The sequence below is a fragment of the Amycolatopsis kentuckyensis genome (genome assembly GCF_002155975.1).
Lineage (GTDB): Bacteria > Actinomycetota > Actinomycetes > Mycobacteriales > Pseudonocardiaceae > Amycolatopsis > Amycolatopsis kentuckyensis.
Genome location: NZ_MUMI01000334.1, coordinates 1 through 14,446 on the forward strand (window position 1 = coordinate 1; position 14,446 = coordinate 14,446).

Consider the following 14,446-nt stretch of genomic DNA (forward strand, 5'->3'; position numbering starts at 1 on the left):
ACGCCAACCACCCGAAGGCGCCGGAGCTCTGGGAGCTGCCGAACATCAAACTGGTCCGGCAGCTGAGCCCGGCTTCGGTCGGCGGCGTCGCGTCGGCCCGCGGCCTGGCCGGCATGTACGCGGCGGCGATCAGCGGCCCGGAGCCGCTCCTGCGCCCGGAGACCGCGGCGGAGTTCGCCCAGATCCACTCGATCGGCGACGACCTCGCCACCCGCAACCGCAACGCGTTCGGCCTCGGCTTCGCGATCGTCTCGGACGACTACCCGGTGCTGGGCCAGGGCGCCTTCGGCCACAGCGGCGCGGCCGGTTCCCAGGCGTTCGCCGACCCCCGCAGCGGCCTCGCGTACGGCTACAACCGCCGCCGCTTCGCCTTCCCGGGCGGCGCGGCCCCGGAGAACGCCCGCCTGGTCCGCGCGGTCCACTCGGCAGCGACGGCCTAGCCCCGTCCACACAGGACACTCTGGTCCGGACCGCAGGCCCGAAGGTCACGGTCCGTGTCCAGAGTGACACGTGCTGCCGAGTGGTCTCAGCGGTGCGGTGATGCACGTCCGTAGTGGACGTCGTTACAGACTTCACTCGTTAGGACGTTCCGATCAGGTTATCCACCCTGCTCACACGCTTCGGACTGACTTTCCGTAGCGAAAACTCTCCCGATCATTGCTCCGATGTGAAACTATTGGGCCGTTCGCGGGGAGAGGGCCTCGCGACGAGGGGGACTCACCGTCACGGCAGCGTCCTCCATGAAGATCCCCAGGGGAGAGGAGATCGACCATGTCGACGCCCACGGAAGTCAAGCCGGAGGAAGCCCCGGAGCCGGTCGAGCCGACCGAGCCGACGGTCCAGTGGACCGACTCGGACGGCAAGATCCACACCGAGCACCCGGTCCACACCGAGTGCGCGAACGGCTGCTATCAGGTCGTCAAGCCCTGATACCGGCCACGAGGAGGTAAGCCCGCCTGCTGATCTACCGGTAGGCGGGCTTCTTTTTGCCGAAGCCTGTGCTGTCATAGGTGAGTGCCCGTGATTGACGTGGACCCCTCCGAGGTGATCGAGAGGGTTCGTTCCCTGCAGAAAGCCGCCGCCGATGCCTCGTGCGTCGCGCGGTACCACCAGAGCCTCCGGCTGCTGCGTCGCGGGATGAGCCTGCTGGATTCGGTGCACCCCGTGCCGTCCGCGTACCGCGTCGACTGGCTGGTGACGCGGATCCGCCTGGCCAGCACGATGACCGCCGTCTCGTCGGAGATCTCCAGCGATCTGGCGGCGGGGCTGGCGGGCCTGGACGATGTCCGGCTGCTGATCAACGCGGTCGAGGACCCGGTTCTGCGGGCCGAGCTGAACGGATCGCTCAACCACAACTACGCGATGCGGCTGATGGGCGTCGGGCGCAACGACGAAAGCCTCGCTTCGTTCGACAAGGCCATCGAGCACCAGGAGTACCGCCTGGCCAACGGCACCGATCCCGATTCGCGGATGGGTGCCTTCACGATGACCCTGGCGTCTCGTGGCTGGGTGCACATCCGGCTGGGGAACGTGCGCGAGGCTCAGGCGGACCTGACCAGGTCTCTCGAACTCGCCGAGAAGTACGAACTGCGCGCCAACGCGGCCAGCACCCGGCGGACGCTGGGCACCCTCGCGCTCCGGATGGGGGATGTTCCGGAGGCCTTGCGGCTCTACGACGAGTGCGAGCGCAGCTACCGCGCGCTCGACATGGAGATCCCGTCGACCTTGCGGCTCGCGCAGGCCGAAGCCTTGCTCGCGGCCGGCCTCGCGGATGAAGCCGGCGCCCACCTGGACGAGATCCTGCCGGTCATGGTCGAGGAGCAGAGCATCAGCCGGGAGCTGGCTCTGGCGGAGCTGTACCGCGCTTCGGCCGCCCTGATGGGCGATGAGGTCGAGCTCGCCAGGGAGATGGCCTACTCGGCGCGTCGCCGGATGCTCAAGGTCGGGTGCCTGACGTGCACGGCCAACGCGACCCTGATGGGGCTGAAGGCCGACACCCGGGACGCCCTCGAGACCGGAGAAATGCCCGCCAGCCTGCCGACGAGGGCACTGCGTGCGGCTGCGAAAATGCCGACCCCCCAGCTCGCTGACCAGGCCGCCACCGCGCGGATGCTCGCCGTCCGGCTGGACATCCGCCGGGGCAATCTCAAGCGGGCCGTCGAGACCCTTCAGAAGGTCCCTCGACCCGGTCAGCTGACCCCCATCGACTACCGGATGCTTCGGCGGCTCTGCCGGGCCGAGCTCGCCGTGGCTCGAGGGGACCGGGCCAAGGCGCTCACCGAGATCCGGTCCGGGCTCACCGAACTCGACGCCGTCCGGGATCGGATGGGTGGGCTGGACCTCGTCTCCGGCACCGCTCTGCACGGGCAGGAGCTCGCCGATCTCGCCGTCAAGCTCGTGCTGGAGCGCAACGATGCCCGGCGGCTGTTCGTCTGGCTCGAACGGACCCGGGCCCAGACCTACCGCTACGAACCCCTCTCCGCCGGGACCGATCCGGAGCTCGCCGCGCGCGTGGCCGAGGTGCGGGGGCTCGGGCAGGCCATCCAGGAAGCCCAGCACGACGGGCACCCCATCGCCGGGCTGCGGGCGAAGTACAACGAACGGTTGCGGGAGGCCCAGCGGCTCGGCTGGCACACCGGGCGGTGGGGGCGGCCGCGGCCCGTGGCCGGGCTGGCCGAAGTCGTCGCGCGGCTCGGGGAGCGGGCCATGGTCAGCTTCGCCGCTTCCGGGGACGAGCTCGTCGCCGTCGTCGTGGCCGGGGGCGAGTGCCGGCTCGTGCGGCTCGGGTCCGCCGGGGCCGCCGCCGAATCCGCGCGCGTCCTCAACGTCGACCTCGACGCCCTGGCTCCCGACAACCTGCCCGAGCGGCTGGCCGAGGTCGTCATGACGTCGGCGCGCAAGCAGGCCGACAAGCTCGACGCGCAGCTCATCCAGCCGCTGGCCGACGTCATCGGCGACCGTGAGCTGGTCGTCGTCCCGACCGGGCCGCTCTACGCCGTGCCGTGGGGCGTGCTGCCCGGCCTGCGGGGGCGGCCGACCGTCGTCGCGCCGTCGGCGACCGCCTGGCTCGCCGCCGAGCTGACCAAGTCGTCGCGGGCGCGCAAGATCGTGCTCGTCCGCGGCCCCGGGCTGGCCGGCGCCCGTGGCGAGCTCGAGAAGCTGACCACGCACTACCGCACCGCGACCACCATGACCGGCGCCAAGGCCACCGTGAAGTCCGTGCTGCGCGCGATGGACGGCGCCAAGCTCGCGCACTTCGCCGCGCACGGTGCGCACGAGCCGGAGAACGCGCTGTTCTCCCGGCTCGAACTCGCCGACGGTGCTCTCTTCGGCCACGAGATGGCCGGGCTGCGGCAGCCGCCGCGGCAGGTCGTGTTCGCCGCCTGCGAACTCGCGATGAACCGGATCCGGCCCGGTGACGAGGCGCTCGGCTTCGCCAGCGCGCTGCTGGCCAGCGGCTCCCGGACGGTGATCGCGCCGCTGTCCCGCGTCGGCGACCTCGCCTCGGCGGCCGCGATGGACGACTACTACCGCGCGCTGGCCGTCCGGGAGAGCCCGGCGCTCGCACTGGCCGACGCGATCGCCGTCGACCCGTTCCGGCGCCCCTTCGTCTGCCTCGGCGCCGGCTAGCCCAGCTGGGCCGGCGGCGACCACACCAGCCGCGGGTCGGTCTGGACGAAGCTGCCGAGCAGCTGGTCGATCCGGGTCAGCACGTCGAGGTCGAGACGGATGCCGGCGGCCTTGGCGTTCTCCGTGACCTGCTCCGGCGTGCTCGCGCCGACGACCGCCGCGGCGACCGTCTCGTGCTGCAACGTCCAGGCCAGCGCGAGCTGGGCCATCGTCAGGCCGGCGTCGTCCGCGACGCCGCGCAGCAGCTCCACCCGCTCCAGCAGCTCCGGCATGAGCAACGGCCGGGCGGCCGGCGGTCCGGCCCCGCGCGAGCCCGGCGGGATCCGTCCGTCGCGGTACTTGCCGGTCAGCACCCCTTGGGCGAGCGGCACCGAAGCGAACTGCCCCACGCCGATCCGCGCGCCCACCGGCATCACCTGCGCTTCGGGCACCCGCCACAGCATCGAGTAGTGCGGCTGGTTGGCGATCAGCGGCACGTCGTACCGCGCGGCGGCCTCGTGTGCCTGCAGCAGCTGCTCGGCCGTCCACTCCGACGTGCCGACGTACCGGATCTTCCCCTGCCGCACCAGGTCCGACAGCGCGAGGAACGTCTCCGCGACCGGCGTGCGGTAGTCGAAGCGCAGCAGCTGGTAGACGTCGACGTAGTCGGTGCGCAGCCGCCGCAGCGAGCCGTCCAGGGACGCGATCACGTGCTTGCGGCTCAAGCCCGCGTCGTTCGGGCCCGGGCCTTCCGGCCAGAACACGCCGGTGCACAGCACCAGGTCTTCGCGGCGGACGCCGGCGAACGCCGCCCCGAACGCGGCCTCCGCGGCGCCGCCGTCCCAGGCCGCCGCCGTGTGGAACGTCGTGACGCCCGCGTCCAGCGCCGCGGCGACGCAGCCGGGAGCGCCGTGCGTCAGCCAGTTGCCGTAGGCGATCTCGCTGACGGCCAAGCCGCTCGCGCCGACCCTGCGGTACTCCACGTCAGCCTCCCACGGCCATCTCGTCGATCCACGCGTCGACCGCGCCCGCCTTGCGCGCGAAGGACTCCCGCACCGATTCGTGCGGCAGGATCAGGAATTCCTCCTCGCCGAGCCCCCGCACGACCGCCTCGGCGACGTCCTCGGGGTCGATGAGCGGGGCCGCCGCGGCGATGGCCAGCGCGGCCGGGTGGCCGGCGGCGATGCCGGGTTCCAGCAGCGCCGTCCGGACGCCGAGCGGGCACAGCGCGCTGACCCGCACCCCGCGTGGCCGGTAGGTGATCGCCAGCCACTCGGCGAGGCCGACGGCCGCGTGCTTGGTGACCGAGTAGGGCGCGTCGCCGGGGATGCCGAGCAGGCCGGCGCCCGACGCCGTGATCAGCAGATATCCGTCGCCGCGGGCGAGCATCGCGGGCAGCACCACCTGTGCGGCGTGGACGTGCTGCATGACGTTGATCTCCCACGAGCGCTGCCACTGCTCGTCGGCCGCGTGCACGCCGGTGCCGAACGCGGCGCCCGCGTTGGCGCAGAACAAGTCGACCGGGCCGAACTCGGCGCGCGCCGTCGTGACCAGCGTTTTGAGGTCCTTTTTGGACGTCGCGTCGGCCGCCACCGCGACGGCCCGGCCGCCCGCGGCGGTGATCTCGGCCGCCACCCGGGCGGCGCCGGCGGCGTCCACGTCGGACACGACCACCCCGGCCGCGCCTTCCGCGGCGAAGCGGCGGGCCATGGCGGCCCCGATTCCGTGTGCCGCGCCGGTCAGCGCGACCACGCGTCCAGTCAGTTCCACGCGGGCTCCAGATATTTCAGAGTCGAATTGTCACGTGCGTGCGGGAAATGTATTTCATGGTTGCGATGCGGGTGATAAAAGTGCTGGTCAGCACCATGATCTTGCCTTGTTCCACGGTTTTGCACGTTAGCACGAGTATTGCGTTTCCGGTGCCTCGTGCGTTATTCCTGAAGATCGCAACGCCCCGCGCACAGGAGGTCCGCCGATGGCCGAGCTCGTCCCGCCGTCGCACGCTCGTCGGCTCCGGTGCCTGGGGGTCGGCGATCCCGACGTGGTCGCCGCGGTCGCGCGCGGCGGCGGCCTCGGCGTCCTCGACGGCGCCGATCCCGCGAACCTGCGGCTGGTCGCGGCCCGGGTCCGGGTGCCGTACGCGGTGCGGACGGACGGTCCGCTGCCCGAGGGCGCGGCCTTCGCCGTCCGCACGAAAGCGCCGTGGACCGGGGCGCTCGCCGAGGTCGGGGACGTCGCCATGGCCGCCGAGGCCGTTCGCGGCGGCGCGCTGGGACTCGTCGCCCGCGGGGGCGACCTGAGCGACTTCGTTCTGCTGCAACAGCTTCTGGCCACCTTCGACGTCCCGGTCTGGGGAAGCGTGGCCGGGCCGCGGACGGCGGTGGGCGCGCTCGCCGGAGGTGCGGCGGGCGTCGTCGTCGGATCCACTGTGGATGTGAGCCGGATCGTCGGTGCGAAGGTGCCCGCGGTCGGCCTCGGCACGCGGTTGTGCCGGACGCTGGGCAGTGCGCTGCCGGTCGTCCAGGGCCCGATGACGCGGGTGAGCGACCAGCCGGGCTTCGCGGCCGCGGTCGCCGACGCGGGTGGCTTCCCGTTCGTCGCGGTGGCCACGGCGAACGGCGCGCGCACCACCGACCTGCTCGCCCGCACCGCCGAGCGCCTCGGCGACCGGCCGTGGGGCGCGGGCATCCTCGGCTTCGTCCCCGACGCCCTGCGCGTCGCCCAGCTCGCCGCGATCCGGGCGGCGCGGCCGCGGTGCGTGCTCGTCGCGGGCGGGAAACCGGGGCAGGCCAAGGCCCTGGAAGCCGAAGGGATCGCGACGTTCCTGCACGTGCCCTCCCCGGTCCTGCTCCGCCAGTACCTCGACGCCGGAGTCCGCCGGTTCGTCTTCGAAGGCGCCGAGTGCGGCGGGCACGTCGGCCCGCGGGCGAGTTTCGAACTGTGGGAAGAACAACTGGCCGTCCTCGACGCCGCGAAGGACGTCGAGGTGCTCTTCGCGGGCGGGATCCACGACGCGCGTTCGGCCGCCATGGTCGCCGCGATGGCCGAGCCGCTCGACGCCACCGGCGTCCTGATGGGCACTGCTTACCTGTTCACCGAAGAAGCCGTGACGCACGGCGCGATCACCGGGCTGTTCCAGGAACGCGCGCTCGCCGCGGACGCCACCGTGACCCTGGAAACCGCGCCGGGGCACCGGACGCGGTGCCTGCCCAGCCCGTACACGGCGGAGTTCGCGCAGGTCAAGGCCGTCCTGGGGGACACGCCCGAAGCGTGGCAGCGGCTGGAAGAGCTGAACACCGGACGGCTGCGCGTCGCCAGCAAGGGCGTCCGCCGTGACGGCGAGGCGCTCGACGCCGACACCCAGCTGGCCGAGGGGATGTTCATGGCCGGCGAGGTGGCCGTCCTGCGGGACCGCCGGACGACGATCGCCGAACTGCACCGCGAGGTCACCGCCGGGAAGACGTTCGCCCGCCCGGAGCAACCGGCGACGGACGCGGGTGACATCGCGATCATCGGCATGGCCTGCACGTTCCCCGGCGCGCGCGACCTGCCGGCGTTCTGGTCGAACATCCTCCGCGGCGACGACGCCGTCACCGAAGTCCCCCGCGACCGCTGGGACCCGGACGTCTACTTCGGACAGTCGACGTCGAAGTGGGGCGGGTTCCTGCCCGCGCTGGACGTCGACCCGCTGGAGTTCGGCATCCCGCCGTCGGCGATGGGCAGCATCGACCCGGCTCAGCTGGTGTCCCTGGAAACGGCGCGCCGCGCGCTGGCCGACGCCGGGTACGCGAACCGGGACTTCGACCGCGAGCACACGAGTGTGGTGTTCGGCGCGGAGGCGGGCGGCGACCTGGCGAACGCGGGCACGCTGCGGTCCCTGCTCGACGGTTACCTCGACGAGGTGCCGCCCGAGCTGCTCGCGCAGCTGCCCGAGCCGACCGAGGACACGTTCCCGGGCACGCTGGCCAACGTCATCTCCGGCCGGATCGCGAACCGCCTCGACCTCGGCGGCGCGAACTACACGGTGGACGCGGCGTGCGGTTCGTCGCTGGCGGCGCTGGACCTCGCGGCGAAGGAACTGCGCGCGGGAACGAGCTCGCTGGTCCTGTGCGGCGCGGTCGACCTGCACAACGGCATCCACGACTACCTGATGTTCACCTCGGCGGGGGCGCTGTCCCCGACGGGTCGCTGCCGCCCGTTCGACGCGGCGGCCGACGGAATCGCACTGGGCGAGGGCGTGGCCTGCCTGGTGCTCAAGCGCCGGTCGGACGCCGAGCGCGACGGCGACCGGATCTACGCGCTGGTCAAGGGCGTGGGCGCGGCCAGCGACGGCAAGGCACTCGGCCTGACGGCACCACGGCCGGAGGGCCAGCGCCGAGCGTTGGAGCGGGCCTACCGGGACGCGGGAGTGTCCCCTGTGGACGTGGGGCTGGTTGAGGCCCACGGCACGGGAACGGTGGTCGGGGACGCCACGGAACTGCGGACGCTGACCGCTTTCTTCGCGGAGGCGGGCGCGGAGGCGGGGTCGTGCGTGCTGGGATCGGTGAAGAGCCAGATCGGCCACACGAAGTGCGCGGCGGGCTTGGCGGGGCTGATCAAGGCGGCGCTGGCGTTGTGGCACGAGGTGGTCCCGCCGACGCGACAGTTGACGAGGCCGAACGCCGCATGGGACGCGGCGGCGAGCCCGTTCACGTTCACGACGACGGCGCGGCCATGGGCAGCCCCGGCGCGGCTGGCGGGGGTGAGCGCATTCGGCTTCGGAGGGACGAACTTCCACGCGGTCCTGGGCGCGGCACCGGTGGCCCCGGACCGCAGGCACGGGTTGCGGGACTGGGCACCGGAGGCGGAGCAGGCGCTGGCCGAGCTCGAACGCACGGTGGCGGAGAAGCGGAAGCTCGCGGGCCGGGGCAGCCTCGGCAAGGCGAGTGCGGCCGAGCGGGGTGCGGCCGAGCCGGGCGAGGTGGCTGCAGTCGGGTCGGCCGAGCGAGGTGGGGTTGAAACGGGCGAGGTGGCTGTGGGTCAGCGGCCCGCGGCTGCGGTCGGGTTGGCGGAGCCGGGTGCGGTGGCTGCGGGCCGGACCGGCGTGGGTGCGGCTGGCAAGCTTGCCTTCCTCTTCCCCGGCCAGGGCAGCCAGCGCACCGGCATGCTCGCCGAGCTCTTCGTCCACTTCCCCGAACTCGCCGAGCTCCTCCGCCTCGCCCCCGACGTCGCCGCCAAAGCCTTCCCGCCCCATGCCTTCACCGCCGAGGCCGCCGACGCCCAAGAAGCCGCCCTCACCGACACCCGCGTTGCCCAGCCTGCGCTCGGGCTCGTCGAAACCGCCGTCGCGAAGCTGCTCGCGCAGGTCAACGTCCGTCCCGACTTCCTGGCCGGGCACAGCTACGGCGAGCTCGTCGCCCTCTCCGTTGCCGGGGCCTTCGACACCGCGACGCTCCTTCGCCTCAGCCGGGCCCGCGCGCAAGCCATCGCCCAGGTCGCCCGGCCCGGAACCATGGCCGCCGTCAAAGCGAAGCGCGACCTCCTCACCGCCACCCTCATCGGCCCGGACGTCGTCGTCGCCAACCACAACGCTCCCGAGCAGGTCGTCCTCTCCGGGCCCGTCCCGGCGGTCGAACGGGCCATCCGGCGGCTCGGGGAAACCGGCATCTCCGCCCAGCGGATCCCCGTCTCCTGCGCCTTCCACAGTCCGCTCGTCGCCGGTGCCTGCGAGGTTTTCGCCCAGGAACTCCGCAAAACCGAACTCATCACGCCCCGGAAACCCGTGTGGGCGAACCGGACCGCCCAGCCGTACCAGTACGACGTCCGCGACGAACTGGCCGCGCAAATCGGTGCCCCCGTGCGGTTCCTCGACCAGATCGAGGCCATGTACGCGGCCGGGGCGCGCATCTTCGTCGAAGTCGGACCCGGACGAGTCCTGACGCGGCTGGTGCAGGACATTCTCGGCGACCGGCCGCACACCGTCGTCGCCTGCGGGCCCGACCTCACGGGCTTCCTGGCCGCGCTCAAGGCACTCGCCGAAGCCGGTGTCGACGTCCGTACCGAACGGCTGGTCCGGCCGAAGCCCCCCGAACCGTCCCCGACCGCCTGGGCCGTCGACGGGCGGTCCGTCCGCGCGCCCGGCTCCGCCGTTCCCGCCCTGCCCCCGGCCCGACGAATCCGGAGTACCGTCATGACCCAGCCCGCGCCCGGCCGCGACCAGGCGATCGTGGACTTCCTGCGCACCACCCGCGAGCTCGTCGCCGCCCAGCGGGAGGTCATGCTCGGCTACCTCGGCAGCGCGCCCGTGCCGTCGGCGGCCCCGGCGCCCGTGCCGCAGGCGGTCCAAGCGCCCGTGCCGGTGGCGATCGACGAGCCACAGCCGGAACCCGAGCCGGTGGCCGAAACCGACGTCCTCGGCACGGTGATCGGCGTGATCAGCGAGCGCACCGGCTACCCGGCCGAGATGATCGACGGCGACCTCGACCTCGAAGCCGACCTGTCGATCGACTCGATCAAGCGCACCGAGATCGCGGGCACGCTGCTGGCCCGGCTGGGCCTCCCGGCCGACGACCGCACCGACCAGCTCAGCCGCGACCGCACGGCGAACGCGCTGACGGCACACCTGGAAAGCTGGCTGAGTCCGGTGCCCGCGGCCACCGCGCCGGTCAGATACCGGCTCGAGCGGGTGCCCGTGCCGCTGGACCCGGATCCCGGGCGGCTGCGCGGAAAGACCGTGACCGCGCCGGACGACGCCGTGCGTGCCGCCTTCGCCGCGGCCGGGGCGGAGGTCGTCACCGGGGACGCGGACATCACGGTGCTGTTCGCCCGCGACCTCACCGAGGTGTTCACCCAGCTCAAGACGCTGCGGGGGGCCGTCTTCGTGGCGGCGGAGCCCGACGCCGTCCCCGGGCTCCGGGGCCTGGTGCGGTCGGCCGCGCTGGAGCGCGACGGCGTCACGCGGCTGGTCGAGGCCAGCCAAGACGTCGCCAAGGTGCTGGTCGACGAAGCCCTCAGCGACGGGCCGTCGGTGGTCGGGCACGACGAAGCCGGCCGCTTCACGATCGAGCCGCGCCCCGCCGAGCTGCCGTCGATCGCCTACGCCGGGGCCGGCCCGGGCGGCGGTGAGCTCGCCGCCCTCGGCCTGGGCCCGGACTCCGTCGTGCTGCTGCTCGGCGGGGCCCGCGGGATCACCGCGCACGCGGCCGTCGCGTTCGCCGCCTCCGGGGCCCGGATCGAACTCGCCGGGCGCACGCCGTGGCCCGGCGAACCGGACGACCTGCCCGCCGACCCCACCGCGATGCGGGCGGTGCTCGCCGGCCGCGGCGGCTCCCTCGCCGACATCGAACGCCGGGTGCGGACCGTGCTGGCCCAGCGCGAGATCGGCCGGACCCTCGACCAGATCCGCGCCGCCGGCGGCGACCCGGCCTACCACGCACTCGACGTCCGCGACGCGGACGCGGTCCACCAGCTGGTCAAGGGCCTCGACGGCCGGCTCGACGGGGTCGTCTTCGCCGCCGGCGTCCTCGACGACAAGCTGATGGCGGACAAGGACGAGCTGTCGTTCCGGACCGTCTTCGAGACCAAAGTGGACGGCGCGAGCGCCCTCCTCGGCTCGCTGCAGGACGCCAAACCACGGTTCGTCGCGTTCTTCGGCAGCATCGCCGCCGTACTCGGCAACCGCGGCCAGACCGACTACGCCGCCGCGAACGACGCACTGGAAACCCTCGGGACGACGTGGCCGGGCCGGGCCGTGACCGTCCACTGGGGACCGTGGGCCCCGGGCCAGGACCACGGCGGCATGGTGTCGCCGGAGCTGGCCCGCGAGTACGAGCGCCGGGACGTCGCCCTGCTCGACCCGGCCGAGGCCACCGCGGCCCTGCTGCGCGAACTCGCCTACGGCACGGACCGTTCGGTGCTGTACACGGCGTCGCTGTGGTGACCCCGGTCGCCATCATCGGCCTGGGCGTGTTCCTGCCCGGTGCGTCCACAGTGGCCCAGTACTGGCGGAACCTGGTGGACGGCACCGACGCCGTCACCGAGGTTCCCCCGCACCGCCGGGACCCGGAGTTCCACGGCCGCGCCGGCACCGCGCCGGACCGCACCCACGGCCGCCGCGGCGGCTTCACCGCGGACACCCTGGACTTCGACCCGGTCGCCCACGGCGTCCCGCCCACGTCCCTCGAGGGCACCGAGCCGGACCAGTTGACGGCGCTGGCGGTCGCCCTCGGCGCGGTCGGCGACGCCGGTGGCCTCGGCCGGCTCGGCGACCCCGAACGGATCGGCGTCGTGCTCGGCCGCGGCGGGTACCTCTCACCCGGGCTGCAGGGCTTTGACCAGCGGGTTCGCACCGTCCGGCAGATCACCCGCACGGTCGGCGAGCTGATGCCGTCGGCCGGGCCGGCCGTCCTCGACCGGCTGCGGACGGCGCTGCTGGAACCGCTCGGCGAGTTCCGGCCCGAGACCGCCGCCGGGCTGGTGCCGAACCTCGCCGCCGCCCGGGTGGCGAACCGGCTCGACCTCGGCGGCCCGGCGTACACAGTGGACGCTGCTTGCGCCTCCTCGCTGGTCGCGGTCGACCAGGCGATCGGCGAGCTGACCCGCGGCCGCTGCGACGTCGTCCTCGCCGGGGGTGCGCACCAGACGCAGGACGACACGCTGTGGTCGCTGTTCACCCAGCTCGGCGCGCTGTCGCCGAGCCAGCGGATCAGCCCGCTGTCCCGCGAGGCGGACGGCATGCTCATCGGCGAGGGCACCGCGATCGTCGTGCTCAAGCGGCTGGCCGACGCCCGCCGCGACGGCGACCGCGTGTACGCCGTGATCCGCGGCAGCGGCACGTCGAGCGACGGGCGCGGCGCGAGCCTGCTCAGCCCGTCCGTCGCCGGGCAGACCCTCGCCCTGCGACGCGCCTGGGCGGGCCGCGACCCCGCGGAAATCGGCCTGCTGGAGGCCCACGGCACCGCGACACCGACCGGGGACGCCGCCGAGCTGACCACCGTCGCCGACGTCTTCGGCCCGGCGAGCGGCCCGCGGGCGGTGATCGGCTCGGTCAAGTCGATGATCGGGCACACGCTGCCGACCGCCGGGGTCGCCGGGCTGGTCAAGGTGGCCCTCGCCCTGCACCACGGGGTCCTCCCGCCGACGCTGCACTGCGCCGACCCGAACCCGCTGCTCGACAAGACGCGGTTCCGGGTGCTGGCCGAGGCCGAGCCGTGGGGCGCCCTGCCGCGGGTGGCCGCGGTCAACGCGTTCGGCTTCGGCGGGGTCAACGCCCACGTCGTGCTCGAAGCGGGCGACCCGGCACCGAAGCGGCGCGTGCGCGTCGACGAGCCGGAACGCGTGCTGCGGCTGGCCGCGCGCACGCCCGCGGAACTCCTGGACCGGCTGGCCCGGCCCGGCCCGGGTGACGGCCCGTGCCGGCTCGGGATCGTCGGCCCGGACGAGCGCAAACTGGCCACCGCCCGCCGGGTGCTCGCCAAGGTGGCGGCCGAGGGCCGGCCGTGGCACGGTGCCGGCGACGTCTGGTGCAGCGTCGACCCGCTCCTGCCCGGGGGGAAGACGGCGTTCGTCCACCCGGGACTGGAAGCCGGTGGCGAACCACGGCTCGACGACGTGGCAAGGCACTTCGGCCTCGACCGTCCACAGTGGTCGACGGCGAGCGTGCTCGACCGCGCGGCGAGCGTGTCGGCCGCCGGGCTGCTGCTCGACGACGTCCTGCGGCGGCTGCGGATCCGGCCGGACGCGCTCGCCGGGCACAGCGTCGGGGAGTGGACGGCGATGCAGGCCGCCGGGATGTACACCGCGGCACCGGACGCGGTGCCGCGCTACTGGCCGGACGGCTTCACGCTGCCCGAGGCGGACTACCTCGTGCTGGGCGCCCCCGCGGCCCGCGTGGCCGAACTGCTGCCCGGCGACCTGGTCGTCTCCCACGAGAACGCGGCACAGCAGACCATCGTGTGCGGCCCGCCGGACGCCGTCGCGGACTTCGCGGCGACCTGCCGTGGCGCGGGGATCGTGGCCACCACCCTGCCGTTCCGGTCCGGTTTCCACACGCCGCTGATGGAACCGCACCTCGCGCCGTTCGCCCGGCTCGTCGCGGACCTGGACCTGCGCGCACCGAAGCTGCCGGTGTGGTCGGCGACGACCGCGCGGCCGTACCCGGCGGTCGCGGCCGACGTCCGCCGGCTGTACCTGGACCACCTGCTGCGCCCGGTCCGGTTCCGGGCGCTGACCGAGGCGATGCACGACACCGGGTTCCGGGTGTTCGTGCAGGTCGGCGCCGGTCAGCTCGGGTCGTTCGTCACCGACACGCTGGGCGAGCGGCGGCACCTGGTCGTCGCGGCCGCGTCCGGCACCCGGCCCGGGCTCGCGCAGCTGCGGCGCCTCGCCACCGCGCTGTGGACCGAGGGCGGCGACCCGGATTTCGCGGCGCTGGAACCGCGGCGGATCCGGCTCACGACCGGGAATTCCCTGCTCTCGCTGGGGGAGTCGGCCCGCGGCCTGCTGGAACAGCACAGCTTGCCCGCCGGGGTGCCGGACCCGATCGTCGCCGAGTTCACCGCGTTGCTCACCGAAACCCGCCAGGCCGCGGCGGACGTCGTCGCGGCCGCCCGGCGCCGGGTCGAGTCCACTGTGGACGTCTCGGTGGCAGCCATGCCGCACCTGCGTGACCACCGGTTCTTCCGGCAGCGCGACGGCTGGCCCGACGAGTCGGACTTCCGGCCGGTGGTGCCCGCGACGACCCTGGTCGACCTGGCCTGCCGGGCCGTCGAGCGCGCCTGGCCGGGCGCGACGGCGGTCGCGGTGCGGGACGCGGTGTTCTCGCGATGGCTCATCGCCGCCCCGGCGCAGCGGGTGCCGC

The 14,446-nt window shown here is 73.7% G+C and carries 7 protein-coding genes; 5 read left to right on the forward strand and 2 right to left on the reverse strand.

The window, feature by feature from the left end:
- The 3 genes from CCN39_RS30010 to CCN39_RS30015 all read left to right on the forward strand — a co-directional run.
- Window positions 1-440 (forward strand): beta-lactamase family protein (locus CCN39_RS30010; protein WP_143264205.1); only part of this gene is annotated, 440 nt, incomplete at its 5' end.
- Between the two features lie 331 nt (window positions 441-771).
- The gene (locus CCN39_RS50820; RefSeq protein WP_167455220.1) at window positions 772-930 is read left to right on the forward strand and encodes a hypothetical protein; all 159 of its coding nucleotides are present in this window, start codon (window positions 772-774) and stop codon (window positions 928-930) included.
- An 84-nt stretch (window positions 931-1,014) separates the two neighbouring features.
- Window positions 1,015-3,630, forward strand: coding sequence for a CHAT domain-containing protein (locus CCN39_RS30015; RefSeq protein ID WP_434781130.1), 2,616 nt, complete (start codon window positions 1,015-1,017; stop codon window positions 3,628-3,630).
- Here CCN39_RS30015 and CCN39_RS30020 read toward each other — a convergent pair.
- Both CCN39_RS30020 and CCN39_RS30025 read right to left on the reverse strand, forming a co-directional pair.
- The gene (locus CCN39_RS30020) at window positions 3,627-4,592 is read right to left on the reverse strand and encodes an aldo/keto reductase (protein ID WP_086847650.1); all 966 of its coding nucleotides are present in this window, start codon (window positions 4,590-4,592) and stop codon (window positions 3,627-3,629) included. The genes CCN39_RS30015 and CCN39_RS30020 overlap by 4 nt on opposite strands.
- 1 nt (window position 4,593) lies before the next feature.
- Window positions 4,594-5,379: an SDR family oxidoreductase gene (locus CCN39_RS30025; protein ID WP_086847652.1), complete on the reverse strand. Its 786-nt coding sequence runs from the start codon at window positions 5,377-5,379 to the stop codon at window positions 4,594-4,596.
- Window positions 5,380-5,584: 205 nt separating this feature from the next.
- Here CCN39_RS30025 and CCN39_RS30030 point away from each other — a divergent pair, with 205 nt between their 5' ends.
- Both CCN39_RS30030 and CCN39_RS30035 read left to right on the forward strand, forming a co-directional pair.
- Entirely contained in the window at window positions 5,585-11,527 is a 5,943-nt protein-coding gene (locus tag CCN39_RS30030; protein WP_086847654.1) for a type I polyketide synthase, read from the forward strand.
- Window positions 11,524-14,446, forward strand: a 2,923-nt coding sequence (locus CCN39_RS30035; protein WP_244211065.1) for a type I polyketide synthase, incomplete at its 3' end; no start/stop codon positions are given. The genes CCN39_RS30030 and CCN39_RS30035, both read left to right, overlap by 4 nt.